The organism is Pseudomonas sp. AB6 (assembly GCF_034314105.1).
GTDB lineage: Bacteria > Pseudomonadota > Gammaproteobacteria > Pseudomonadales > Pseudomonadaceae > Aquipseudomonas.
On record NZ_JAVIWJ010000001.1, the window covers coordinates 3,227,476 to 3,252,391 of the forward strand.

The 24,916-nt window shown below is 55.8% G+C and carries 22 protein-coding genes; 11 read left to right on the forward strand and 11 right to left on the reverse strand.

All coding sequences use genetic code 11. The features are described from left to right. Positions 1–52 precede the first annotated feature (52 nt). The 5 genes from RGW60_RS15245 to RGW60_RS15265 all read left to right on the forward strand — a co-directional run bounded on the left by RGW60_RS15245 (position 53) and on the right by RGW60_RS15265 (position 3,558). Positions 53–1,543, forward strand: a complete 1,491-nt coding sequence (locus tag RGW60_RS15245) for an RNA polymerase factor sigma-54 (RefSeq protein ID WP_322205380.1) — start codon at positions 53–55, stop codon at positions 1,541–1,543. A gap of 79 nt (positions 1,544–1,622) precedes the next feature. Beyond that, positions 1,623–1,931: a ribosome hibernation-promoting factor, HPF/YfiA family gene (hpf, locus tag RGW60_RS15250; protein ID WP_065832888.1), complete on the forward strand. Its 309-nt coding sequence runs from the start codon at positions 1,623–1,625 to the stop codon at positions 1,929–1,931. Positions 1,932–1,944: 13 nt separating this feature from the next. Continuing rightward, positions 1,945–2,409, forward strand: a complete 465-nt coding sequence (ptsN, locus tag RGW60_RS15255) for a PTS IIA-like nitrogen regulatory protein PtsN (protein WP_322205381.1) — start codon at positions 1,945–1,947, stop codon at positions 2,407–2,409. A 2-nt stretch (positions 2,410–2,411) separates the two neighbouring features. Beyond that, positions 2,412–3,269 carry an RNase adapter RapZ gene (gene rapZ / locus RGW60_RS15260; RefSeq protein ID WP_322205382.1) on the forward strand — a complete coding sequence of 286 codons (858 nt, stop codon included), beginning with the start codon at positions 2,412–2,414 and terminating at the stop codon, positions 3,267–3,269. Positions 3,270–3,285: 16 nt separating this feature from the next. Further along, positions 3,286–3,558 (forward strand): HPr family phosphocarrier protein, encoded by a 273-nt coding sequence (locus RGW60_RS15265; RefSeq protein WP_322205383.1) that lies wholly within the window; start codon positions 3,286–3,288, stop codon positions 3,556–3,558. A gap of 174 nt (positions 3,559–3,732) precedes the next feature. Here the strand turns inward: RGW60_RS15265 and pmbA are convergent, their stop codons facing one another. After that, entirely contained in the window at positions 3,733–5,079 is a 1,347-nt protein-coding gene (gene pmbA, locus RGW60_RS15270) for a metalloprotease PmbA (RefSeq protein WP_322205384.1), read from the reverse strand. Between the two features lie 107 nt (positions 5,080–5,186). Here pmbA and yjgA point away from each other — a divergent pair, with 107 nt between their 5' ends. Then, on the forward strand, positions 5,187–5,708 hold the full coding sequence (yjgA, locus tag RGW60_RS15275) for a ribosome biogenesis factor YjgA (protein ID WP_322205385.1): 522 nt from the start codon (positions 5,187–5,189) through the stop codon (positions 5,706–5,708). Between the two features lie 47 nt (positions 5,709–5,755). Here yjgA and tldD read toward each other — a convergent pair whose 3' ends face one another. The 8 genes from tldD to mreB all read right to left on the reverse strand — a co-directional run bounded on the left by tldD (position 5,756) and on the right by mreB (position 17,063). Then, the gene (gene tldD, locus RGW60_RS15280) at positions 5,756–7,195 is read right to left on the reverse strand and encodes a metalloprotease TldD (RefSeq protein WP_322205386.1); all 1,440 of its coding nucleotides are present in this window, start codon (positions 7,193–7,195) and stop codon (positions 5,756–5,758) included. 2 nt (positions 7,196–7,197) lie between these two features. After that, on the reverse strand, positions 7,198–8,049 hold the full coding sequence (locus tag RGW60_RS15285) for a carbon-nitrogen hydrolase family protein (RefSeq protein ID WP_322205387.1): 852 nt from the start codon (positions 8,047–8,049) through the stop codon (positions 7,198–7,200). Positions 8,050–8,094: 45 nt separating this feature from the next. Continuing rightward, positions 8,095–11,910, reverse strand: a complete 3,816-nt coding sequence (locus tag RGW60_RS15290) for a YhdP family protein (protein WP_322205388.1) — start codon at positions 11,908–11,910, stop codon at positions 8,095–8,097. A 127-nt stretch (positions 11,911–12,037) separates the two neighbouring features. Then, positions 12,038–13,495, reverse strand: coding sequence for a ribonuclease G (rng, locus tag RGW60_RS15295; RefSeq protein ID WP_322205389.1), 1,458 nt, complete (start codon positions 13,493–13,495; stop codon positions 12,038–12,040). After that, complete coding sequence (locus RGW60_RS15300; protein WP_322205390.1) at positions 13,492–14,103, reverse strand: Maf family protein; 612 nt, start codon at positions 14,101–14,103, stop codon at positions 13,492–13,494. Before RGW60_RS15300 ends, rng begins: the two co-directional genes overlap by 4 nt. A gap of 108 nt (positions 14,104–14,211) precedes the next feature. Then, the gene (gene mreD / locus RGW60_RS15305; RefSeq protein ID WP_322205391.1) at positions 14,212–14,703 is read right to left on the reverse strand and encodes a rod shape-determining protein MreD; all 492 of its coding nucleotides are present in this window, start codon (positions 14,701–14,703) and stop codon (positions 14,212–14,214) included. Beyond that, the gene (mreC, locus tag RGW60_RS15310) at positions 14,703–15,797 is read right to left on the reverse strand and encodes a rod shape-determining protein MreC (protein ID WP_407074067.1); all 1,095 of its coding nucleotides are present in this window, start codon (positions 15,795–15,797) and stop codon (positions 14,703–14,705) included. The genes mreD and mreC overlap by 1 nt, the downstream gene beginning before the upstream one ends. A 228-nt stretch (positions 15,798–16,025) precedes the next feature. Then, positions 16,026–17,063 (reverse strand): rod shape-determining protein MreB, encoded by a 1,038-nt coding sequence (mreB, locus tag RGW60_RS15315; RefSeq protein ID WP_322166077.1) that lies wholly within the window; start codon positions 17,061–17,063, stop codon positions 16,026–16,028. A gap of 209 nt (positions 17,064–17,272) precedes the next feature. Here mreB and gatC point away from each other — a divergent pair, with 209 nt between their 5' ends. The 5 genes from gatC (at position 17,273) to RGW60_RS15340 (ending at position 22,135) form a co-directional block, all read left to right on the forward strand. After that, the gene (gene gatC / locus RGW60_RS15320) at positions 17,273–17,560 is read left to right on the forward strand and encodes an Asp-tRNA(Asn)/Glu-tRNA(Gln) amidotransferase subunit GatC (protein WP_322205392.1); all 288 of its coding nucleotides are present in this window, start codon (positions 17,273–17,275) and stop codon (positions 17,558–17,560) included. A gap of 15 nt (positions 17,561–17,575) precedes the next feature. Continuing rightward, a complete protein-coding gene (gene gatA / locus RGW60_RS15325; protein ID WP_322205393.1) occupies positions 17,576–19,027 on the forward strand; it encodes an Asp-tRNA(Asn)/Glu-tRNA(Gln) amidotransferase subunit GatA in 1,452 nt (483 codons plus the stop codon). Between the two features lie 11 nt (positions 19,028–19,038). Then, entirely contained in the window at positions 19,039–20,484 is a 1,446-nt protein-coding gene (gatB, locus tag RGW60_RS15330; RefSeq protein WP_322205394.1) for an Asp-tRNA(Asn)/Glu-tRNA(Gln) amidotransferase subunit GatB, read from the forward strand. Between the two features lie 166 nt (positions 20,485–20,650). Beyond that, positions 20,651–21,031 (forward strand): septal ring lytic transglycosylase RlpA family protein, encoded by a 381-nt coding sequence (locus tag RGW60_RS15335; RefSeq protein ID WP_322205395.1) that lies wholly within the window; start codon positions 20,651–20,653, stop codon positions 21,029–21,031. 45 nt (positions 21,032–21,076) lie between these two features. Next, positions 21,077–22,135 (forward strand): calcium/sodium antiporter, encoded by a 1,059-nt coding sequence (locus RGW60_RS15340; RefSeq protein ID WP_322206939.1) that lies wholly within the window; start codon positions 21,077–21,079, stop codon positions 22,133–22,135. Here RGW60_RS15340 and RGW60_RS15345 read toward each other — a convergent pair. Continuing rightward, positions 22,132–23,073 (reverse strand): AEC family transporter, encoded by a 942-nt coding sequence (locus RGW60_RS15345; RefSeq protein ID WP_322205396.1) that lies wholly within the window; start codon positions 23,071–23,073, stop codon positions 22,132–22,134. The two genes, RGW60_RS15340 and RGW60_RS15345, sit on opposite strands and share 4 nt — an antisense overlap. Positions 23,074–23,173: 100 nt before the next feature. Continuing rightward, positions 23,174–24,913, reverse strand: a complete 1,740-nt coding sequence (locus RGW60_RS15350) for a PTS fructose-like transporter subunit IIB (RefSeq protein WP_322205397.1) — start codon at positions 24,911–24,913, stop codon at positions 23,174–23,176. Between the last annotated feature and the right edge of the window lie 3 nt (positions 24,914–24,916).

Here is a 24,916-nt window from a genome sequence, read left to right on the forward strand (position 1 = left end):
CCTGTAGTGGATGGCGCATGAGCGCCGGCGAATAAGGTGTTAAGCCCCTGCCATGAAACCATCGCTAGTCCTGAGAATGGGCCAGCAGCTGACGATGACACCTCAGCTGCAACAGGCTATCCGTCTACTCCAACTGTCGACCCTGGACCTTCAACAAGAGATCCAGGAAGCGTTGGAGTCCAATCCTATGCTGGAACGTCAGGAAGAAGGCGACGACTTCGACAACGCCGATCCAGTGGCCGATAGTGTAGAAAAACCTAACCCCGACATTCAGGAACCGACCTATCAGGAATCTGCCCCCACGGTGGACAACCTGGAAGAAGGTGACTGGAGCGAGCGAACGCCCAACGAGTTGCCCGTTGATACCGCGTGGGACGACGTTTATCAGTCCAGCGCCAGCAGCCTGCCGAGCAACGATGATGACGAATGGGATTTCACCACGCGCACCTCAGTTGGCGAGAGCCTGCAAAGCCATCTGTTGTGGCAGCTCAACCTGGCACCGATGTCCGACACTGATCGACTGATCGCAGTAACGCTGATCGACTGTATTAACAATCAGGGTTATCTGGACGAATCACTTGAGGAAATTCTCGACGCTTTCGATCCTGAGATGGACGTCGAACTGGATGAGATAGAAGCGGTGCTGCACCGCATCCAACAGTTCGAGCCCGCCGGGATCGGGGCTCGCAATCTGAGTGAATGTTTGTCACTTCAGTTGCGCCAGTTAGCCCCGAAAACTCGCTGGCTAGCAGAAGCACAACGCTTGGTATGCGATTACATCGACCTACTGGGGAGCCGAGATTACAGCCAATTAATGCGCCGTATGAAGCTCAAGGAAGATGAGCTGCGCCAGGTGATCGAACTGGTGCAGAGCCTTAACCCACGACCAGGCTCGCAAATCGAATCTGCTGAAGCCGAATACGTCGTGCCCGATGTGATAGTGCGCAAAGATAACGAACGCTGGTTGGTGGAGCTCAATCAAGAGTCAGTTCCACGCCTTCGGGTCAACCCTCAGTACGCTGGCTTCGTGCGCCGGGCCGATACCAGCGCCGACAACACGTTCATGCGCAATCAGCTGCAAGAAGCCCGCTGGTTCATCAAGAGCCTACAAAGCCGTAATGAAACCCTGATGAAAGTTGCAACACAGATCGTCGAACATCAGCGTGGGTTCCTTGAATACGGCGACGAAGCAATGAAGCCATTGGTCCTGCATGACATAGCAGAAGCGGTCGGCATGCATGAGTCGACAATTTCACGGGTGACCACCCAAAAATTCATGCACACCCCCCGCGGCATTTACGAACTGAAATATTTCTTTTCAAGTCACGTAAGCACCTCGGAGGGCGGCGAGTGTTCGTCTACGGCCATTCGCGCGATCATCAAAAAACTAGTTGCGGCGGAAAATCAGAAAAAGCCGTTGAGTGACAGCAAGATCGCTGGTTTACTGGAAGCACAAGGCATTCAGGTAGCCCGTCGCACGGTCGCCAAATACCGTGAATCATTAGGGATCGCGCCTTCGAGCGAGCGCAAGCGATTGATGTGATAAGGACCTGAAGCCGTAGCGTTCCAGTGGCAGGCATTTAGCCTGCCTCTTTATGCACTGGCAACGAAGGAGACGCTGTATGCAAGTCAACATCAGTGGACATCAGCTAGAAGTAACAAAGCCCCTGCGTGAATACATTGAGCTGAAACTCAAAAAACTAGAGGGGCATTTTGACAAGATTACAAATGTGCAGGTAACAATGGCGGTCGAGAAACTGAAACAGAAGATCGAAGCCACGCTGCACATCCACGGTGGGGAGGTAGTCGCTAACGCAGAACATGACGACATGTATGCGGCCATCGATCTACTTACTGACAAGCTCGATAGACAATTGCTCAAGCATAAGGAAAAGCAGCAGAACATCCTTAAAGGTGCGACAGCTCGCTAAACACTCCCAACTCATGATCCGACTTGAAAATATCCTGACCCCCGGCCGTTCCATTGTGAACGTGCCGGGCGGCAGCAAAGAAAAAGCGCTCAGGCAAGTTGCCAATCTGATCGGCCATGAACTGCCGGGACTGAATTCGCACGATATCTTCGAGAAGCTCACCGCTCGCGAAAAACTGGGGTCGACAGGTTTTGGCAACGGTATCGCTATCCCTCATTGCCGCTTAAACGGCTGCAGCGAACCTATCAGCGCCTTGATTCATCTGGACGCTCCGATTGATTACGACGCCATTGATGGCGCTCCAGTCGATCTGCTATTTGTTTTGCTTGTTCCCGAAGCTGCCACAGACGCCCACCTCGAACTACTGCGACAAATTGCCAGCATGCTAGACCGCAGGGACGTGCGTGACCGACTGCGTGGGGCGAAAAGCAGCGAGGCTCTCTACCAGGTGGTCCTGGACGTACAGAACGGACATTAATCATGCGAATGATCATCGTCAGTGGCCGATCCGGCTCCGGCAAGAGCACCGCACTCAACGTGCTAGAGGATAACGGCTTTTATTGCATCGACAATCTGCCCGCCGGCTTGCTTCCAGAATTGGCTGATCGTGCTCTTGTTCATACTGAACTGGCCGAACCACTCGTAGCCGTTTCAATTGACGCGCGCAACCTCCCTAGTCATCTATTCCGCTTTCCTCAGCTACTTGAGGAACTGCGCAATCGACATATTCAATGCGATGTGCTGTACCTGGACGCAGACGAAGAGACCCTGCTCAAGCGCTTCTCGGAAACGCGTCGCCGCCATCCGCTAAGCAGCGCCAATCGCTCGCTGGCTGAAGCAATACGCGATGAAAGCTCCCTGCTCGGGCCCATCATAGATTTGGCTGACCTGAAGATTAATACCACGCAGCTCAATCTTTATCAGCTACGCGATACGATCAAGCTGCGCTTATTAAACAAACCAGAGCCCGGTACCGCATTTTTGATAGAGTCGTTTGGTTTCAAGCGCGGCATGCCCGTAGATGCCGATCTGGTGTTCGACGTGCGCTGCCTGCCAAATCCCTATTGGAAAACAGAGCTGCGCGAGCAATCAGGCCTGGATCAACCCGTTGCTGAGTATTTGGCCGCCCAGCCTGATGTCGAAGAGATGTTCCAGGATATTTACACGTATTTGAACAAATGGTTGCCTCGCTTTGCCGCCAGCAGCCGAGCTTACGTCACAATTGCCATTGGCTGCACCGGCGGGCACCACCGTTCCGTCTATCTGACCGAACGTTTGGGTCGGGTGTTGCAGCAATCCCTCAAGAATGTTCAGGTTCGCCACCGCGACCTCAACTGATAGGACTTCTATCGCGATGCCCGTTCATCAAATTACCATTATCAACAAGCTTGGGCTGCATGCACGTGCTGCGGCGAAATTCGTCGGGGTTGCCGGACGTTTTCCCTGTCAGATCAGAGTCGGCCGCACAGCCGAAAGCATGGTCGACGGCAAAAGCATCATGGCCGTCATGATGCTAGCTGCGGGCAAAGGCACTGATATCCATCTGCACACTGAAGGTGACGACGAACAGGCAGCTTTAGACGGTTTGATTGAGCTGATCAATAACCGGTTTGATGAAGGCGAGTGAGCTGAGCCGATAATTCAACGGGATCTGCGTGAGACTGAGCGTGTTCGGGAAACGAGGTTGCGACGTTCAGATAATCATAATCGGACCTTCGCAAATAAGTTCGCACCGCACCGGCCTTTTTGTCTGTAGGAGCTAAAGGGCGGCTCCTACAGATATTCAGCGTCATTCGATGGTTTAGCTACCTGCAACCATCATCCGCTCGATCAATACCGAACCCGTACGAATATTACTGCGCAGTTCAAGATCGCTGCCAATAGCAACGATTTGCTTGAACATGTCTCGCAGGTTGCTGGCAATGGTGACCTCTTGGACAGGGAACTGAATCTCACCGTTCTCAACCCAAAAACCCGCCGCACCACGGGAGTAATCGCCCGTCACCATGTTCAAGCCGCTGCCCATCAACTCGGTGACCAACAAGCCGCGCCCCATGCGACGCAATAATGCAGCCTGATCTTCTACACCATGAGTAACAAACAGGTTGTGCACGCCACCTGAGTTTGCGGTACTCGGCAAGCCCAGCTTGCGCCCGGAATAGGTTCCCAGCACGTAGGACACCAGATCACCATTCTCCACGAACGGCTTTGCGTAAGTCGCAAGGCCATCCCCATCGAACGCAGAACTGCCCATGGCGCGCATTAGATGAGGCCGCTCGTCGAGGGTTAGCCATTCTGGAAATAGCCGTTGGCCCATCGCGCCTTCGAGAAATGACGACTTGCGGTACAAGTTGCCGCCTGAGATGGCCGCCAAAAAGTGTCCGAAAAGGCCACCAGCCAATTCTGCTGAAAACAATACAGGCACTTCGCACGTTGGGACCGGACGTGCGCCCAAACGGCTAGCGGCACGCTGCGCGGCACGTCGGCCAATGCTCTGGGCATCTGCCAACAATTCACCCTGGCGACTCACGTCATACCAATAATCACGCTGCATCTGGCCGTCACCTTCGGCAATCATGACGCAGCTCAGGCTATGACGGGTCGAAGCGGAACTACCGATAAAGCCATGACTGTTGCCATAAACACGGCAGCCTTGATGAGTGTTGAGCGTTGTACCGTCGGCGTTCTTGATGCGGCTGTCGGCGTCGAAGGCTGCGGCTTCACAGATCAAAGCACGCTCAATCGCCTGTTCCGGGGTTATGTCCCAAGCGTGGAACAGGTCGAAATCCTGCAGATCTTTAGCCATCAACGCGGCGTCGGCAAGGCCCGAGCTTTCGTCTTCGGACGTATGCTTGGCGATGGCTAGCGCCGCAGCCACTGTTTCGCGAATGGCATCAGCGCCGCTGGCCGAAGTGCTCGCAGAGCCTTTGCGTTGCCCTACGTACAAAGTAATACCAAACCCTTGGTCGCGATTAAATTCGACAGTTTCAACTTCACGTTGCCGAACCGACGTCGACAAACCTTGCTCCAGTGACACCGCCACTTCACAGGCGCTAGCGCCTTGACGCTTGGCTTCAGCAAGAATTTGCTCGACTTGGTCTTGCAGTGCCGGCAAGGCTTGTGGGCCGACGCTTTGAGATTCACTCATGACTTTCTCCATCAAATTCTGCTTTCGGTATAGACCGAATACCGAGCGGGCCGGACAAGCGGCCCCCGACTGGTTATCATGGCGGCGATTATTAGCGGACTGCCCCCATGGTTGATTCTTACGACGACTCCCTCGACGAGGGTAAAAGCAAAACTCAGGTCAAACGCGAGCTACATGCTCTGGTTGACATGGGCGAGCGCCTGACCACACTCAAGCCTGACCTGCTGGCTAAGCTGCCCCTGACCGACGCCCTGCGCCGGGCTCTGGCTGAAGCGCCCAAGCACACGGCAAACATTGCGCGCAAACGGCATATCCTGTTCATCGGCAAATTGATGCGCGATCAAGACCTTGACGCCATCCTGGTATTGCTCGATCAGCTGGATGCCTCCACTCGCCAATACAACGAACGCTTTCACGGCCTGGAACGCTGGCGTGATCGCTTGCTTGTTGGCACCGACGAGGTGATAGAAAAATTTGTCGGTGACTATCCGCAAGCAGATCGTCAGCAACTGCGCTCCTTCATTCGTCAGGCTCAACATGAGCTCGCGCAAAACAAGCCGCCGGCTGCCAGCCGCAAATTGTTCAAGTACATCCGTGAGCTCGACGAGACCCATCGCGGTCTGCGCTAGTCCCTGATCCGGGGTTGGGTGGTTCTCCACCCAACCCCGGATCGCGTTCAACCGCCTGTCCCCCCTACCGTGATCGCGTCGATCTTCAAGGTTGGCTGACCCACGCCCACCGGTAAGGACTGACCGTCTTTACCGCAGGTGCCTACACCGCTATCCAGCGACAAATCGTTACCGACCATCGACACTCGACTCATAGCTTCCGGCCCGTTCCCGATCAAGGTCGCGCCTTTGACCGGTGCTGTGATCTTGCCGTCTTCAATCAAATACGCTTCGCTGGTGGAAAAAACGAATTTACCGCTAGTGATATCCACCTGTCCGCCGCCCAAGTTGGCGCAGTAGATGCCGCGTTTTACCGAGGCGATGATTTCGGCAGGGTCACTCTGTCCGGCCAGCATGTAGGTATTGGTCATGCGCGGCATCGGCAAGTGCGCATAGGACTCACGACGACCATTGCCGGTCCGGGCCACGCCCATCAGCCGTGCATTGAGCTTGTCCTGCATGTAGCCCTTGAGCACACCGTTTTCAATCAGCGTTGTGCATTGCGTCGGTGTGCCTTCATCGTCCACCGACAGCGAACCTCGACGGCCGGCCAACGTACCATCATCGACGATCGTGCACAGATTGGACGCAACCATTTCACCCATACGCCCACTGTAAGCGGAGCTGCCCTTGCGGTTGAAATCGCCTTCCAGACCATGACCGACCGCTTCGTGTAGCAGTACGCCCGACCATCCTGGCCCTAACACTACTGGCAAGGTGCCCGCAGGTGCTGGAATTGCTTCCAGATTGACCAATGCCTGGCGCAGCGCTTCGCGGGCATAACCCATGGCACGGTCATCGCTCAGGAAATAACGGTAATCGGTACGCCCGCCACCGCCATGACCGCCGCGTTCACGTCGACCGTTCTGCTCGACAATAACGCTGACGTTAAACCGGACAAGCGGGCGTACATCCGCTGCCAGGCTGCCGTCGGTGGAAGCCACCAAAATGCGCTCCCAGACGCCGGCCATGCTGACTGTGACTTGCTGAATGCGTGAATCCAATGCGCGCGTAGCGACATCGACACGCTTGAGCAGTTCGACCTTCTCTGCCCTGCTCATGACTTCAAGCGGGTTATCCGGCGCGTAGAGCTGGGCTACGTCTTGCGTAGTAAACGCCTGAACCGTGCCTTCTTGCCCAGCCCGCGAAATCGAACGCGCGGCGCGCGCCGCCAGACTCAAGGCCTCATGGGTAATGGTGTTGCTGTAGGCGAAACCGGTTTTCTCGCCCGATTGCGCCCGCACACCGACGCCTTGATCGAGATTGAAACTGCCTTCCTTGACGATGCCGTCTTCCAATGCCCAGGATTCGGAAATCTGTCCCTGAAAATACAGGTCAGCCGCATCGATCCCAGGTCCGGCCAGCTCGCCAAGCACTGACTGCAAGCTGTCGAGGCTCAAACCGCCAGGCGCTAAAAGGTGTTCGCTGACAGAGGACAAATCGCTCATATTCACTCCGAGGTATACACAGGCCGCACGGCGTCCTGCGAAAAAAATCGCCGATGATTAGACACCGGCATCCGCGCCCGTATGGACGCCTGTTCATCGCTGTTGCGCTCGGCCAGCAGCACCGCTTCGCCTTGAGCCTGTTCGGCCAATACTCGCCCCCAGGGGTCGATGATTGCTGCATGCCCGTAAGTTTCTCGTGGCCCCGGATGGGTTCCACCTTGCGCTGCTGCCAGCACATAACACTGGGTTTCTATCGCACGCGCCCGGATCAGGATGTCCCAGTGTGCGGCACCGGTCACCGCGGTGAATGCCGACGGCGCGGTAATCAGTTCCGCCCCGGCCTCACGTAGCGCACTGTACAATTCCGGGAAGCGCAGGTCGTAACACACGCTCAATCCCACGCGCCCTACCGGTGTATCCGCCACCACCACATTGTTCCCGTGGGCATAGTCATCGGACTCGCGGTATCGACCTCGGCTGTCGGCAACGTCCACATCAAACAGGTGCAATTTGTCATACCGCGCAATTTGCTCGCCGCGCTCATCGATCAACAACGAGCACGCGGTCACTTTGCCTTGTTGCCGATCACTCGGCGGGAGCGGAATCGTGCCGGCAACTATCCATAACTTGAGGTCGCGGGCGGCCAGTTTCAACCATGGCATGATAGGGCCTTCGCCTAGCGCCTCGGCGCGACCAATATCGGCGACGTCTCGACGACCCATTGCAGCGAAGTTTTCCGGCAATACGACGAGACGTGCGCCGACCGCTGCCGCCTGTTCCAGAAGACGACGGGCTTGAGCGAGATTGGCCAGGACATCACTGTTGCTGACCATTTGAATCACGGCAAAAGACATCACGCGCTCCGGACAAGACATACGGCCACTGTACTCCACCGCGCGCTATTGAGGTTTTTCAAAAGGTTTGTAGAAAGTGATTTTGGGGTCTTTGACCGGTCCTTGGACGCTGTACTGCACACTGGCAAAACGAGCTACCCGGTCACCCAATAATTTATCGACCAGGAATAAAGCACCGCCAATCGCCGGTGCGCCTATGATCAACGCGGCAATTGGCAAGTTATTGGTGACCGGCAGCGTCACAAGTAGTTTCGCGTCGACCCGGTCCTTGACCATGTCCAACGTGCCATCGAGCTCTAGATTACTCGATGGACCCGCCAGGGTAATTGGGCTGCGCGTCACGTAAACACCGTCGCTGGCAACCAGCAGACCCTTGACTTGGTCGTAGCTTAAGCCTTTACCGAGCAAATCTGAAAAATCCAGGCGCAGTCGGCGACCAATTGAGTTGAAGTTCAGCAGTCCGAAAACCCTGAGCGCTTGAGCGCTGCCTTCCACTTCTACGAACTGGCCTCTGTGCAACATAGCATCAAGGCTGCCAGAGTAGCGCTTAAGCGCAATCCAAGCGGGCGAGCCCGGCCAGCGGCCATCGGCGTTGAGCTCAAAAGACTCACTGGTGACCGAGGGCGCAAAGCTCCATGCTTTCAACACATCCGCCAGATTTTTGCCGGTGATTTGCCCCTTGTACCAACTGCTGGTCGATCCTGGCGCCCCTTCCCAACCTCCTTCGCCCTGCAGCAACATGCCTTTGAGACCAAGGCTTAACTCCGACAGCCGAGTTCCGGTCGGGGTCGGTCGTGCTTTGAGCGACCAGCCGCCAATCAATTGATCGCCCTGATATAGCTGGGTAACTTTGATATCCATCGACGGAAGCGATCGCGGGTCAACGTCCGCCAGTGGGTCGGGTGCATTTTCCACCACGGCGGCACCGGGGTCGGCGGGTGGCAATTTCAAATACAACAGATCGATCGCAATCGGCGCCGTTTTCGCGTCGGGCAAGTTTGCAGTGCCTTTGAGTAATGCACTGTCCATCGTCACGGCCCATGCTGCGTCTTTACGATCCAGCTGCAAGCTGACGTTTTCTAGGGTTGAGCCCATAACACTAAGCTTGCCGATTTGCAGGTCTGCGTTGCTCAGCAATTGCTTGGCGCTGCCGCCGGGATCGTTACCCGCGTAGTGCTCGACTACGCTTTTCCAGGGTGCAACATCCAACTCAGACAATTCACCACGCACTCTAAGCCCTTTAGCGTCTGGAACGACCGCACCGCCTTTACCGAGGAACAGCTCACCCCGTCCTTGCGCCATCTTGCCGCTGGGCGAAGCGTAAGCGAGGTTGGCAAGGTCACCGTAAGTCACCCATAATCGCCGCTCCGGGCCTTGTAGGGTCATTCGGAACTGACTGTCACGCACTTCGTCCGGCCCTTTGCCAAACGGTGCAGGCAAGTCGACAGCCAACCCCTTAAGGTTGGAATCAATCTGTAGTTGGCTGTCGGCACCACCAAGGGTCACTTGCAGTTGATAAGGCATTTCGCCGGAAACCGGCATCGGCTGAGTATCACCCAACCATTGGGCAAGCCTTTTCTGTCCAATCTGGCCGCTGGCTGCGATCCGTGTCGTGATTGCTCCCGGCTTGCCTTCAGCAAAAATTTGCGCAGTGACCGGGTGCTCAAACGCTTGAGCGCGAATGTTATTGCCACTCAAACCTTTGGTATTGTCAAAGCGAAATGAGCCTTTAAGCTGGGTCAAGTCCAGCGACGGATTAGCCAATCTCAGACGCGCAGAGTCGGTATCGAAATCCACTAGAACCTTAGGCTCTTCGCCTTTACCCAAGGAAATGTCCAGCTTAAGTTTGCCTCGCAATGGGCCGTCACCCTGCCAACCGGCGAACGTATCGGCTGTACCGATGGGCGCTTCCTGTAAAATTTTCACGCCATCAGCCAGATCGCCCGCGAAGTCACTGTCGATCAATAAATGACTATTTTTTCCCGCAGCTGCATGGGGAATATTGACCGTGACATTGCTGATCTGAGTGTTTAGCAAACTACCTTTACTGGCGTTGATCCTGACACCTGCCCCATCGACAAATACCTTGGCGCTCACACCCGTCAATGTTGGCCAACCTGGTTGAAACGCCAGCGAGGCGTCGTGAACCTTAAAAAACAAACTGATGTTGCGCGCCGCATCCACAGCATCGTGCTGTAGCGAGCCTTGATACTGGAAGTAACCCTGATCCACGGCCCCACCCAGAATCGAAGTACGTAGCCACTCATCCAGGGCAGGGCTGAGCACCGCCGGTAAATACTTACCGGTGTAACGGCCATCGCCATCGACCAGGCCAACCCGCAGATCCATATAATCTTCCAGCGGGGAATTGAAGTGCAGCCTAATGAGAAAATCGCTGGCAATTTTGCCTTCATCACCGAGCACCTTGATGTACGGCGCAATCAAGGTAAAACTTTCCTTATCCAGCTTCCAAGTCAGTCGGGCATTGGCTTTTTGATACTGCCACGGCTTGGCAAAGATCGGGGACAAGTAAAGCATGAAGTCGTCAGTATCCAGGCGCAGCTCACCTTGGCCTAGATCGCCACTTATGCTGCCGCTGACATTTCCGGCTGCCGGTGCACCGTGATAAGCGTTGAAGCCGACCTTATCGAGATTGGCAGCGAAGCTGAAACGCTTGTCATCAATGGCTTGAGGCCGGTAGTCAAGCAGGACGTTGCGCAATCCGCCGGTCACTTTCAAGTGGTTTAGCACGACCATGAGTTGATCTGGCAGCGGCACCAGCGAATCGAGGATCGGCGTAATCGGCGTCAGGTCCAAACGATCGGCCTGCAGGTGCCAGAGTTCGTCATTGTCGCCAGTAGCAACCTGTTGCTTGAGCTGAATACGGCTTTCCCAGCGTTTGTCGCCAATGTTCATGGCTAACGATTCGAGCGACAGCGTGAAACCTGTTTCGATGCGCTGAAACCATGCACTTACGGCCAAATTGCTAATCTTGGTCGGCTTACGATCAGCATAAGCTCCAATAAATTGTGGGGCATTCACCCGAGCCACCGCACTTTGGAGCATGCCCTTGCTCCACGTTAGCCAAAATTCTCCACCCGCTTTAAGCGAGGATAGCTTCCACTGTTGTGTAAGGCTGGCCGGCAGCCAATGCGCCCAATCACTTTGAGGCAGGCTCAGGTAAACCTCAGCTTCGCCATCGCGCCATTTTTGCGGCTGAACTCGTGAACGCAAGTTAAGCGCTATGGGCTGGCCGTCGGGCAAGGTCAAGCGAGCGTCAAGTTGCTGATCATCCCCGGCAGTTTCAAGGGTAAAACCGAGGTAAGTAAAGGTCAGTGGTGACTGCCCGTAGGGTTGCAACGTAACTTGACTATCAAGCAACGACAGCCGGGTCACAGCTTTAATCTGGATCAACATTTGTTCGGGGTCGAACGGTTTATCGTCTTTAACCGGCAGTCCCTGAAGCGCCCAATGTCCGTCCTGATCCTCCCTAAGGCTCAGTTGTAAACCGTCGAGTTCAAGGTGAGCGATGCGTACTTCGTGGGCCATCAAGCTGGCCCAGAGATCGGGCACTGCTCTGACATGGTCGAGGCGCAAGGCGTTGGCACCCTCCCCCACGATCACATCATTGGCTATCAGCACGGGCACAAAGCCACTCCAGCGGCCTTCCAAGCTGCCGATGCTGAGGGGCATGGCAAGCGCGGCACGGGCTTTGGTTTGGATTTCGAACCGATACTCGGCAACCAACGGAACCAGTTGTCGGCCGACGCTGACATAGAGCGCCGTCAACACCAAAAACAGCGCGCAAGCGCCCAGGCCCAAACGAATCAAGACGCCAAGAACCCGTGTTAGCCGGCCCATATCAGCGGGCCATCCGGGCTAAAGTCTGAACATGCGATCGGCATTGCCGCGCAGTCATTGGGAAGATCCGGGATTGCTCATTCGCCACGCATAATTCTCATTAGATTTGAATCCGACGGATCACTGATCAGAGCAGCACTACGTCATATTGTTCCTGGGAATACATTGTCTCGACTTGAAAACGAATGGTGCGGCCGATAAAACCTTCCAATTCAGCGACATTACCCGACTCTTCATCCAGTAGGCGATCCACAACTTTCTGATTAGCCAGTACACGATAGCCTTCTGCTTGATAAGCCCGGGCTTCGCGGAGAATTTCGCGAAAAATTTCATAACAGACTGTTTCTGGAGTCTTTAATTTACCCCGACCCTGACAACTACTGCAGGGCTCGCACAGCACTTGCTCTATACTTTCACGAGTGCGCTTGCGGGTCATTTGCACCAGTCCCAACTCGGTAATGCCGATGATGTTGGTCTTGGCGTGGTCGCGTTCCAGCTGTTTTTCCAGCGTACGCAGTACTTGGCGCTGGTGTTCACCATCCTCCATGTCGATGAAGTCAATGATGATGATTCCGCCCAAATTACGCAGGCGCAATTGGCGTGCAATCGCCGTTGCCGCTTCAAGATTGGTTTTGAAAATGGTTTCTTCCAGGTTGCGATGCCCGACAAACGCACCAGTGTTGACGTCGATGGTGCTCATCGCTTCAGCCGGATCAATCACCAGATAACCACCGGACTTGAGAGGAACCTTACGTTCAAGGGCTTTTTGGATTTCGTCTTCAACCCCATAAAGGTCAAAGATCGGCCGCTCGCCTGGGTAATGCTCGAGGCGATCGGCGATTTCCGGCATCAGTTCGGAAACGAATTGAGTGGTCCGCTGAAACGTTTCCCGTGAATCGATACGGATTTTTTCGATCCGTGGGCTGACTAGATCACGCAGCGTGCGCAGGGCTAGACCAAGGTCTTCGTAAATCACACTGGGAGCGCTGACCGTCTGGATTTGCACGCCAATCTGATCCCATAAACGGCGCAGGTAGCGGATGTCCATTAGGATTTCATCGGCGCCAGCGCCTTCCGCTGCAGTCCGTAGAATAAAACCGCCAGCTTCAGTTATGCCTTCTTGCGCAACGCAGTCAGTCACTACTTTTTTCAGTCGCTCACGCTCAGCTTCATCTTCGATTCTGAGCGAAATTCCCACGTGCGCAGTCCGGGGCATATACACCAAGTAGCGGGACGGGATCGATAACTGAGTGGTCAGGCGCGCGCCTTTGCTGCCAATAGGGTCTTTGGTGACCTGCACTACCAAGCCCTGGCCCTCGTGAACCAGTGCGCTGATACTTTCAACCGACGGGCCTTCGCGCATGGAAATTTCCGAAGCGTGAATGAACGCTGCGCGGTCCAGGCCGATGTCGATAAATGCCGCCTGCATACCGGGCAAAACCCGCACGACTTTGCCTTTGTAAATATTGCCAACGATACCGCGCCGCTGGGTACGCTCAACGTGAACTTCCTGAAGTACGCCGTTCTCAACTACGGCCACGCGCGATTCCATCGGCGTGATGTTGATTAGAATCTCTTCACTCATGGCTTTTTACCTTCAAGGCGTTGCCAACAGGGTATGCCGAAACGGCTAAGCATTTCTGCGGTTTCGCACAATGGCAAACCGACGACTGCAGAATAACTACCCTGCAGGCTTTCGACGAAAATAGCTGCCAGGCCTTGAATTGCATAACCACCCGCCTTGTCTTGTGGTTCGCCGCTGTGCCAATAGGCCTGAGCTTCTGCGCTGTGGATTGGCCTAAATCGTACAAGAGTACGGACGATGAGGACTTCACACTTTTCGTGATCGAGGAGCGCGACCGCAGTCAGTACTTCATGCTCTCGGCCAGACAGCGCACTGAGCATGGCCAAGGCATCCGCTCGATCCACCGGTTTGCCAAGGATTCGGCCGTCTAGAACGACAGCGGTGTCGGCACCCAACACGCATGTTGGCGACCCCTTCGCGTCGAGCACAAGCAACGTCATACCCGCCTGGGCCTTCGCGCGCGCCAGCCGCTCTACGTAGGCAACAGGAGACTCTTCGGGGAAGGGGGTTTCGTCAATGTCAGCGCTGAGCGCCGCAAAGGACACGCCTATTTGCGTTAACAACTCACGACGACGCGGTGAACCAGAAGCCAGGTATAACAGGGGCATACGGACATCTCCTTGTCGGTGATCAGGCCATCGCCACCGTGTTCGTGACTATGCAAAAAATGCCACCGCGGAAAACGTAAGCCGTGACCGGTACAATAACTCTATCGATTAATAGATCGCCAAGCGTTTGCTCAAGCCTCTCAATCCATAACTGACCCATGGCCAGAGCAACGCACTGACTAGCGCTGGCAATACCAGCGCCAGCGTCGGCTGACGATTACCAGTCAACGCACTCAACCAGAGTTGCGCCAACTGGGCCAAACCAAAAATAACCAAAATGACCATACTTTGCTGCCACATCGGGAAGGTGCGCAGACGTTGCTGCAAAGACATCACCAAGAATGTGATCAGGGTCAAAATCATCGCGTTCTGCCCAAGCAATGTACCGTACAACACGTCTTCGGCCAGCCCGAGCATCCACGCAGTGGCCATGCCAATTCTATGCGGCAGCGCTAACGCCCAAAACGCCAACAGGAGCGCGAGCCAAAGCGGGCGAAATATTTCCATGAACTGCGGCAACGGGGAAACACTCAGCAGTAAACCAACAGCAAAGCTGAACCACACTACCCAACCATTTTTTGCGTGCGCGAGACGGACCATTATTCTTCCCTCGTCCCAGGTGCTACAGGTGCGGCAACCGGCGGTTTGATCGCAACTGGCTTGACCGGCGGTTTGCCGGCAGGGATTGTTTGCGTATGGGATGGCGTTGGCGAACCATGTGCCGGGGCCGGGTTGGGGACGGCGGATGTCGCCGGAGCATGAACTGCACCAGGGCCAGGTTTAGCGTGTGCCCCGGCAGGTATAGCAACGCCAGGTGCAGAAGGAGTGGCAGGCGTAGCAGCCTCCGCGCCAGGATGATCAATCACTTCCTGAGCTTGCGCAGCATCGGCCGCCCGCTGCTCGGCCGACCGGCCATCGCTGAAGACCAGCAACAGGTAACGGCTGCGATTCAATGCGGCAGTAGGAACGGCGCGCACGATGGCGAACGGTTGGCCGGGGTCGTGAATCACTTCCCTGACGGTCGCCACCGGGTAACCCGCCGGAAAGCGCTGACCGAGTCCAGAGCTCACCAACAGGTCGCCTTCTTTGATGTCCGCCGTGTCTGGCACATGCCGAAGTTCCAAGCGTTCCGGGTTACCAGTGCCACTGGCAATGGCACGCAAGCCATTGCGATTGACCTGAACCGGGATGCTGTGGGTGATATCGGTTAGCAGCAGAACTCTCGAGGTGTACGGCATTAACTCGACCACCTGGCCCATCAAGCCACGGGCATCGAGGACAGGCTGACCCAGCACCACGCCGTCGCGCTCACCCTTATTGATAATGATGCGATGCGTAAAGGGATTGGGGTCCATGCCAATCAACTCGGCCACTTCGACCTTTTCGTTGACCAGCGCGGAAGAGTTGAGCAACTCGCGCAGACGCACGTTCTGCTCAGTCAAAGCCGCCAGTTTTTGCAGGCGCCCTTGCAGCAGCAAAGCTTCAGTCTTGAGTTTTTCGTTCTCGGCGATCAGCTCGGTACGGCTGCCAAACTGGCTGGCGACACCTTGATAAAGGCGTTGCGGCAAATCGGCAATCCAGTACGACTGCATCAATACCAGCGACATCTGGCTGCGCAGAGGCTTTAGCACCGTAAAACGGGCATCCACTACCATCAGCGCAACGGATAAGACGACCAGCACCAGCAGGCGCACGCCCAGTGAGGGGCCTTTTGCGAAGAGCGGTTTAATAGGCCGCTCCTTGCGGGCATGCGTTCGATGGATTGAGCTTCAACTGGTTGTACTTATTCTTCATACGGCATGCAACCGGCCTAGACACAGATGGACAGAAGATAACGCCTTATTTTGGCGCCAGCCTAACGAATACAGGCAGCATCGCTGCTACCTGTAGACCACGACTGCTGGACTTTGCGCTCAACGAACTCACTCGGTAGAGAGCAGGTCCATGGTGTGCTTGTCCATCATTTCCAGCGCACGACCACCGCCGCGAGCCACGCAGGTCAGTGGGTCTTCGGCGACGATTACCGGCAAACCCGTTTCTTGGGCCAGCAACTTGTCCAGGTCACGCAACAACGCGCCACCACCGGTCAGCACCAGGCCGCGCTCGGCGATGTCCGAAGCCAGCTCCGGAGGCGACTGCTCCAGCGCGCTTTTAACCGCCTGAACGATAGTCGCCAGCGACTCCTGCAGCGCTTCTAGGACTTCGTTGGAGTTGAGTGTGAAAGCACGTGGAACGCCTTCAGCAAGGTTACGACCACGTACGTCAACTTCACGCACTTCTCCGCCAGGGTAAGCGGTGCCGATTTCCTGCTTGATGCGCTCTGCGGTTGATTCACCAATCAGGCTGCCATAGTTACGACGTACGTAGGTGATGATCGCTTCGTCGAAACGATCGCCACCCACTCGCACGGATTCGGCATACACAACACCATTGAGCGAGATCAGAGCGATTTCAGTGGTACCACCACCGATATCGACAACCATTGAGCCGCGCGCCTCTTCCACTGGCAGGCCAGCGCCGATCGCGGCAGCCATTGGCTCCTCGATCAGGAACACTTCACGAGCACCGGCACCAAGGGCCGACTCTCGAATGGCTCGACGTTCCACCTGAGTGGATTTACACGGCACACAGATCAATACCCGAGGGCTTGGCTGCAGAAAGCTATTCTCATGAACCTTGTTGATAAAGTACTGCAGCATCTTTTCGCACACGCTGAAGTCGGCAATAACACCGTCTTTCATCGGGCGAATGGCCGCAATATTGCCCGGAGTACGGCCAAGCATACGCTTGGCTTCCATTCCGACGGCAACAACGCTTTTCTGATTCCCGTGGGTGCGAATGGCCACCACCGAAGGTTCATTCAGTACAATACCGCGCTCACGCACGTAAATAAGGGTGTTGGCAGTGCCCAGATCGATCGAAAGATCGCTTGAGAACATGCCACGCAGTTTCTTGAACATGGGAAAAGGACCCTAGGCAACGCGTGGGTAAAAAAGTGCGGCAAACTCTAACAACGACAGGGATTTTGGGCAAGGAGCCAATATGTTAAATTGGCTGTTTTTCCAAGCACGAGCCAAGACGTTCGCGGCCATACGACCGCAGAAATGCGGTAGTGTTCGCACAATCTAACACACGGAACCCATCCGTCTGCTTTCCACTGGAGATTCCCATGGCGCTTGATCGCTCCGACGTGGAAAAAATCGCTCATTTGGCCCGACTAGGCCTGAATGACGCCGATATTCCGCGTACTACCGATGCACTTAATAATATTCTCGGGCTGGTAGATCAGATGCAAGCCGTTGATACCGGCGGTATCGAACCACTGGCGCACCCGCTCGAAGCCTCTCAACGCCTGCGTGCTGACGTCGTGACCGAGCGAAATCAGCGCGATACTTACCAAGCCATCGCACCAGCGGTCGAAAACGGCCTTTATCTGGTTCCGAAAGTCATCGAGTAAGGGAAAGAGCCTTCAATGCACCATTTGACCCTAGCCGAGATCGCCCGCGGACTCGCCGAAAAAAAGTTTTCTTCTGAAGAATTGACCCGGGTTCTACTGGCGCGTATCGCCCAGCTTGACCCGAAAATCAACAGCTTCATCACGCTCACCGAGGACTTGGCAATTGGCCAGGCACGCTCGGCCGATGCCCGCCGCGCGGGGGGTGAGAGTGGCGACTTGCTGGGCGTCCCACTGGCCCACAAAGATCTGTTTTGTACCTTGGGCATTCGCACCAGTTGCGGTTCGAAGATGCTCGACAACTTCAAAGCACCGTACAACGCAACGATTGTCGCTAAATTGGCCGCCGCCGGTACGGTAACGCTAGGCAAGACCAACATGGACGAATTCGCCATGGGTTCTGCCAATGAGTCCAGCTATTACGGTCCTGTGAAAAACCCGTGGAACCTTGAACACGTTCCCGGCGGCTCGTCGGGTGGTTCGGCGGCGGCCGTTGCCGCTCGCCTGTTGCCTGCCGCTACCGGCACCGACACTGGCGGCTCTATTCGCCAGCCGGCGGCGTTGACCAACCTCACGGGTCTAAAGCCGACATACGGTCGTGTGTCACGCTGGGGGATGATTGCTTACGCTTCAAGCCTTGATCAAGCCGGCCCGATGGCGCGCACGGCTGAAGACTGCGCTCTGCTGCTGCAAGGCATGGCCGGCTTCGATCCGCAGGACTCCACCAGCATCGATGAGCCCGTGCCGGATTATTCCGCCAGCCTCAACGGCTCGTTGCAAGGACTGCGAGTCGGTATTCCAAAAGAATACTTCGGCGCCGGTCTCGACCCACGTATTGCTGAATTAGTTCTTGAAAGCGTCAAGGAGCTGGAAAAACTCGGTGCCGTCGTCAAGGAAGTCAGCCTGCCGAACCTGCAACATGCCATCCCGGCTTACTACGTCATTGCACCCGCTGAAGCCTCCTCGAACCTGTCGCGTTTTGATGGCGTGCGTTTTGGCCATCGTTGCGAGGACCCGAAAAACCTTGAAGACCTGTACAAGCGTTCTCGCGCAGAAGGCTTCGGCCCAGAAGTGCAGCGGCGAATCCTGGTCGGGGCCTATGCGCTATCTGCCGGTTATTACGACGCCTACTACCTTCAAGCACAGAAAATCCGGCGCCTGATCAAGAATGACTTCATGAGTGCCTTCGCTGAAGTCGACGTAATTCTGGGGCCAACCACGCCGAACCCAGCCTGGAAAATCGGCGCCAAGAACGACGACCCGATTTCTGCCTATCTGGAAGATTTCTACACCATCACCGCCAACCTTGCGGGCCTGCCAGGCTTGTCGATGCCGGCCGGTTTCGTCGCCGGCCTGCCGGTCGGCGTGCAACTGCTTGCGCCCTACTTCCAAGAAGGCCGCTTGCTCAATGTCGCTCACCAGTATCAACAAGTGACCGACTGGCATACGCGCAGCCCATCAGGCTTCTAAGGAGAAAACACATGCAATGGGAAGTTGTGATCGGGCTGGAGATTCATACCCAGCTGTCGACCCAATCGAAGATTTTCTCCGGCAGCAGTACTACGTTCGGCTCTGAGCCAAACACGCAAGCAAGTCTTGTGGACCTCGGCATGCCTGGCGTATTGCCGGTGCTGAACCAGGAAGCGGTGCGGATGGCGGTCAAACTGGGCTTGGCGATTGACGCCGAGATCGGCCAGCACAATGTGTTCGCACGGAAAAACTATTTTTACCCGGACCTGCCGAAGGGTTATCAGATCAGCCAAATGGAATTGCCGATTGTTGGCAAAGGCCATCTGGACATTACGCTCGAGGACGGCACGGTCAAGCGTATCGGCGTCACCCGTGCGCACTTGGAAGAAGATGCAGGCAAGAGTTTGCATGAAGATTTCAACGGGATGACCGGGATTGACCTGAACCGCGCTGGCACGCCGCTGCTGGAAATCGTTTCAGAACCAGACATGCGGTCCGCCAAAGAAGCCGTAGCCTACGTCAAAGCCATGCACGCACTGGTTCGTTACCTGGGCATTTGCGACGGCAACATGGCCGAGGGCTCTTTGCGTTGCGACTGTAACGTATCGATCCGTCCGTTTGGGCAAGTCGAATTCGGCACCCGTTGCGAGATCAAGAACGTCAACTCGTTCCGCTTCATTGAGAAAGCCATCAACACCGAAGTTCGACGCCAGATCGAGCTGATCGAAGACGGTGGCCGGGTGATCCAGCAAACCCGTCTGTACGACCCAGGCAAAGACGAAACCCGCGCCATGCGCAGCAAAGAGGAAGCCAACGACTATCGTTACTTTCCGGACCCCGACCTGCTGCCGGTGGTGATCGAGAGTTCGTTTCTTGATGAAGTCCGCGCCACGCTGCCGGAATTGCCACCGCAAAAACGCGAACGCTTTCAGGCACAGTTCGGCTTGTCGGCCTATGACGCTAGTGTCCTGGCTTCAAGCCGCGAACAAGCGGATTACTTTGAAAAAGTTGTTGGTATCAGTGGCGACGCCAAATTGGCCGCCAACTGGGTCATGGTCGAGCTGGGCAGCTTGCTGAACAAACTGGCCGTGGAAATTGATCAGTCACCGGTCAGCGCCGAGCAATTGGGCGGAATGTTGCTGCGCATTACCGACAACACTATCTCAGGCAAAATCGCGAAGATGGTGTTCGAAGGCATGGCCAATGGCGAAGGTAGCGCTGACGAAGTAATCGAGCAACGTGGCCTGAAACAGGTAACCGACAGCGGCGCTATAGAATCGATGCTTGACGAAATGCTTGCGGCCAACGCTCACCAAGTGGAGGACTATCGCGCAGCAGACGAAGCCAAGCGCGGCAAGATGTTCGGTTTCTTCGTCGGTCAGGCCATGAAAGCGTCAAAAGGCAAAGCCAACCCGCAACAAGTGAATGAATTGCTGAAAAGCAAACTTGAGGGGTAAACATAACCCCCCCTGTAGGAACCAAGCTTTTTAAGTTCTGAGGGGCTGTGGGGCGAATTCATTCGCGATTGGGATGACGCGGTGACCATATTTACCGCGGTCCCGAAAGAGTTCGGTCCCATAGCGTTGTGCGAATCCAAGCCGAAAACCATTGAAGGACCAGACCATGTGGCGGCTCTTCAGCACGTGCGCTTTACTTACTTTGCTTACTTTACTGGCCGGTTGTGCCGGCCAGAACATAGATCCTCGGGGTTACAACGAAACCGGCAGCGCTTCTTTTTACGGCGCCAAACATCAAGGCAAACGCACCGCCAGCGGTGAGCGCTTTGACCAAAACTTACTAACTGCCGCACACCGCGACTTACCCTTCGGCACGCGGCTGTTGATCACAAATCTGGGTAACGACAAAACCGTCGAAGTTCGGGTTAACGATCGCGGTCCTCACTCCCATGGACGCCTGATCGATTTGTCACGCAAAGCCGCGGAGCAACTCGGTATGCTGAGCGCCGGTGTAGCGCGGGTACGCGTGCAAACGTTAGGCGACTGATAGGTGACTTGAATTCTAGGGCTATCCACGCTTGCTCTGCCGAACCTGCTTCAGCTGTTTGGCGGCTTATTTCTTTTGGTGGTGGGCGCTGAGTTATCAGTACGCGCAGCCGTGCGCTTGGCCGCCAGCCTAAAAGTCAGGCCATTGATTCTCGGGCTGACGGTGGTCGCCATGAGTAGCAGCGCTCCGCAAATGGCGGTTAGCCTGCAAGCTGCTTTTTCTTCCAGTCCTGACATCTCGGTGGCCAGCGTGGTGGGCAGTAACATTTTCAATGTGCTGATCACCTTGGGCCTGTGCGCACTCATCATCCCATTGCGAGTCGCACGGCAATTGGTTCGCGTCGACACGCCATTGATGATCGGTGCCAGTGCGCTGGTATTTGCTTTGTCTTATAAAGGCGAACTCGGCGCGGTAGACGGCGCTATCCTGTTATTTGCATTGCTGGCATATCTACTGACGTTGGCACGACGTTCGCGCCGGTACGTGCCGAAAAGTACGCCGAAACACACACATACGTCCCTAGCACGGCAAGTCGTCAGTGTTGTAACAATAGCTTTTGGTCTGATGTTGCTGGTGATGGGGGCGCACTTGTTGGTAGAAGCCGCTGTGGCGATTGCCCAAGATCTGGGGTTATCGGAACGGGTGATCGGCCTGACTGTGATCGCGGGCAGTACTTCGTTACCGGCGCTAACCACCTCGTTAATCGCCGCTATGCGGGGCGAGCGGGACATTGCGGTTGGCAATGTGATCGGTAGCAATCTGTTTAACCTGCTTGGCGTGCTGGGTATGACCGCGATGGTCGCACCGAGCCCGTTATCCATATCACCGAACGCGCTGGGCTTCGATTTGCCGGTGATGCTGGCGGTTTCTGCCGTATGTTTGCCGGTGTTCTATTCAGGCTATCGCGTCACGCGCACCGAAGGTTTGCTTCTGCTCGGGCTGTACTTGGCCTATGGACTGCACATTATCTCGTTTACCACGGGGATGCCGCTGGCCCATACGCTGGAAAAACTGATGAGCTACTTGATTCTGCCCCTGCTGGCTGTGCTCATCCTGTTTACTTCCGTGAAGGCATGGCGACGGCAGCATCAGAGAAGCAGCTAAATCCAACCGCCCCACTGCAGGATAAAAATTCCGATGTTGGTGGTGATCGCCGCTGCCAGCGTGGTGATCACAATAATCGCCGCGGCTAATTCATGATTGCCATTGGCCGCCCGCGCCATGACGAAGCTAACGGAAGCGGTTGGGCTGCCAAAATACAGAAACAAAATTCCCAATTCCGCCCCGCGAAAACCCCATAACCATGCACCCAATGTACTGAGCACCGGCAGCCAGATCATTTTTACCGTACTGGCACTGATCGCCAGATCGCCACTTTTGCGCAACGCCACCAGCGACAAGGTGCCCCCAATGCAGATCAACGCCAGCGGCAAGGTCATCTGTGCCAAGTATTCGCCGGAAGTTTGCAGCCAGCTCGGCAGACCAATCTTGAAGTAAGCGAACGGTGCAGCCACCAACACGCTGATAATCAGCGGATTGCATAAAACACTTTTTAATACGCTCCACGGATCAGACTTAATTACCGGGCTGTAGACCGCCAACACAATGGTCGACAACGTGTTGTAGAGCAAAATGACTAGCGCCGCGAGGATCGCGCCTAACGAAATCCCGTAGTCGCCATACAAACTGCCCGCCAGCGCGAGGCCAATAACACCATTGTTTCCGCGAAACGCGCCTTGAGTGAAAATCCCTCGGTCTTCGTAAGGGCAACGCCAAATCGCCCATCCCCATGCAAAGCCAAAGCTGACCAGTGTTGCAATGAAAAAATACCCCAGCAACGCCGGTTTCAACGCTGCGCTCAGGTCCGCATGAATAATGCCGAGGAATAACAACGCGGGCATGGTGACGTTGAACACCAAGGCTGATGCTGTATGGATAAAGCTGTCGTTGATCCAGCCCACCCGCTTGAGCGCCACACCGAGAAACAACATGGCGAAAACCGGCGCGGTGATGTTCAGGGTCTCTAAAAATATACCCAGCATGTGTTCAAAACCCTGGCCCGTCGTTAGGCGGGTAATGATATGTCAGCGGGCGTACAGATTCACTGTGCAGATCACCATGATTGGGGTCCACGGTCATTTGTTACACCACTGTAACCCCTTCCATCTCAACCACTTCCGGGCGCTTCAGCAGCGCATACGACACGCCGGTTAGCACACTGCCAGCCACAATGGCGAGCAGGTACAGCAAGGCATGATTGATCGCATTGGGGATCAACATTACGAACAATCCGCCGTGGGGTGCCATCAGCTTGCAGCCGAAGAGCATCGACAATGCTCCCGTCAGTGCGCCACCCGCGACGCTGGCCGGGATTACACGCAACGGGTCTTTCGCTGCAAATGGAATCGCCCCTTCAGAAATAAAACATAGGCCCAGCACCAGTGCAGCCTTGCCCGCCTCGCGCTCGCTCTGCGCAAATTTGTGACTCGCAATGACGCTGGCGATGGCCATGCCGATGGGCGGCACCATACCCGCAGCCATGGCAGCGGCCATGGGTGCATAGCTCTGCGACGCCAGCAGCCCGACTGAAAATGCGTAAGACGCTTTGTTGATCGGGCCGCCCAAGTCGACACTCATCATCGCGCCGAGCAACACGCCCAACAGCACCGCATTGGTGGTACCCATGCTGTCGAGGAAATGCGTCAAGCCTTGCAGCATCGCCGCCACGGGGGTGCCGACCACATAGATCATTACCAAACCAGTGAGCAAACTCGCCAACAACGGAATGATCAAAATCGGCTTAAGCGCTTCCAGGCTAGCTGGCAAGCGCGCATATCGGTTAACCGCCCAGGCGCTGTAACCCGCCAGAAAACCGGCAATGATCCCGCCAATAAACCCCGCACCCAAGGTGCTGGCTAGCAAACCCCCGATCATTCCCGGGGCGAGGCCCGGACGGTCCGCAATTGAATAAGCGATGTAACCCGCCAGCAAGGGCACCATTAACTTGAACGCTGTATCGCCGCCGATTTTCATCAACGCTGCGGCTAACGTGCCTTGATCTTCATACGCGTGGATCCCGAATACGAACGACAATGCGATCAACAGACCGCCCGCCACCACCATCGGCAACATGAACGACACACCCGTCAGCAGGTGTTTATAGACGCCGGTTCTCTCTTTTTTACGCGGCGCCGCGTGTGCACCCACTGCAGACTCCACCGCGCCTTCAGCCAAGGCAGCTTTTAACGTAGCCTCCGCTTGCTTAAGGGCAATGCCGGTGCCGCAGCGATAAATTCGCTTCCCGACAAACCGCTCGGTATTGACCTCGATATCCGCAGCCAGCAACACCACATCCGCTTCAGAAATGGCTTGAACGCCCAGCGGGTTGCGCGCGCCCACCGAGCCCTGTGTTTCTACCTGCAGTTCATAACCCAGCCGCTTGGCCGCCTGCTGAATAGCTTCTGCCGCCATAAATGTGTGAGCAACCCCAGTGGGGCAGGCGGTGACTGCGACCAAACGTGGAGGTCTGACGCTGGCGGTTATTGAAGGCGAAGCATCAACGGCCTGGTGGACGTGCACGATGGCGCGCTCAGCGGCCGTACGCAGGAAGCCTTCAGCGTCCGCTAATGCGTGAGCCGGCGTGGTTTGAAAAAGACGTTTACCCACAAACCGACTCAAATCCAAAGCACCGGTACTGACCACCAACACCCAATCAGCAGCGACGATCACTTCGGGCGAGAGTTGATTATCAGGCAGATCAGGTTTGTGGATTTCGACGCTGGCTTGCCAACCAAGGCGCTGCGCGGCAGCCTCCAGTAACCGGGCGCTGAGGACGCTGCTGATTTTGCCATTGGGACAGGCCGTAATAATCGCTAACTTCATGGG

Excerpts from the sequence above, each read along its gene's own strand:
- RGW60_RS15245 (WP_322205380.1), top strand. The coding sequence starts at position 53 with ATGAAACCATCGCTAGTCCTGAGAATGGGCCAGCAGCTGACGATGACA.
- hpf (WP_065832888.1), top strand. The coding sequence starts at position 1,623 with ATGCAAGTCAACATCAGTGGACATCAGCTAGAAGTAACAAAGCCCCTG.
- ptsN (WP_322205381.1), top strand. The coding sequence starts at position 1,945 with ATGATCCGACTTGAAAATATCCTGACCCCCGGCCGTTCCATTGTGAAC.
- rapZ (WP_322205382.1), top strand. The coding sequence starts at position 2,412 with ATGCGAATGATCATCGTCAGTGGCCGATCCGGCTCCGGCAAGAGCACC.
- RGW60_RS15265 (WP_322205383.1), top strand. The coding sequence starts at position 3,286 with ATGCCCGTTCATCAAATTACCATTATCAACAAGCTTGGGCTGCATGCA.
- pmbA (WP_322205384.1), bottom strand. The coding sequence starts at position 5,079 with ATGAGTGAATCTCAAAGCGTCGGCCCACAAGCCTTGCCGGCACTGCAA.
- yjgA (WP_322205385.1), top strand. The coding sequence starts at position 5,187 with ATGGTTGATTCTTACGACGACTCCCTCGACGAGGGTAAAAGCAAAACT.
- tldD (WP_322205386.1), bottom strand. The coding sequence starts at position 7,195 with ATGAGCGATTTGTCCTCTGTCAGCGAACACCTTTTAGCGCCTGGCGGT.
- RGW60_RS15285 (WP_322205387.1), bottom strand. The coding sequence starts at position 8,049 with ATGTCTTTTGCCGTGATTCAAATGGTCAGCAACAGTGATGTCCTGGCC.
- RGW60_RS15290 (WP_322205388.1), bottom strand. The coding sequence starts at position 11,910 with ATGGGCCGGCTAACACGGGTTCTTGGCGTCTTGATTCGTTTGGGCCTG.
- rng (WP_322205389.1), bottom strand. The coding sequence starts at position 13,495 with ATGAGTGAAGAGATTCTAATCAACATCACGCCGATGGAATCGCGCGTG.
- RGW60_RS15300 (WP_322205390.1), bottom strand. The coding sequence starts at position 14,103 with ATGCCCCTGTTATACCTGGCTTCTGGTTCACCGCGTCGTCGTGAGTTG.
- mreD (WP_322205391.1), bottom strand. The coding sequence starts at position 14,703 with ATGGTCCGTCTCGCGCACGCAAAAAATGGTTGGGTAGTGTGGTTCAGC.
- mreB (WP_322166077.1), bottom strand. The coding sequence starts at position 17,063 with ATGTTCAAGAAACTGCGTGGCATGTTCTCAAGCGATCTTTCGATCGAT.
- gatC (WP_322205392.1), top strand. The coding sequence starts at position 17,273 with ATGGCGCTTGATCGCTCCGACGTGGAAAAAATCGCTCATTTGGCCCGA.
- gatA (WP_322205393.1), top strand. The coding sequence starts at position 17,576 with ATGCACCATTTGACCCTAGCCGAGATCGCCCGCGGACTCGCCGAAAAA.
- gatB (WP_322205394.1), top strand. The coding sequence starts at position 19,039 with ATGCAATGGGAAGTTGTGATCGGGCTGGAGATTCATACCCAGCTGTCG.
- RGW60_RS15335 (WP_322205395.1), top strand. The coding sequence starts at position 20,651 with ATGTGGCGGCTCTTCAGCACGTGCGCTTTACTTACTTTGCTTACTTTA.
- RGW60_RS15345 (WP_322205396.1), bottom strand. The coding sequence starts at position 23,073 with ATGCTGGGTATATTTTTAGAGACCCTGAACATCACCGCGCCGGTTTTC.
- RGW60_RS15350 (WP_322205397.1), bottom strand. The coding sequence starts at position 24,913 with ATGAAGTTAGCGATTATTACGGCCTGTCCCAATGGCAAAATCAGCAGC.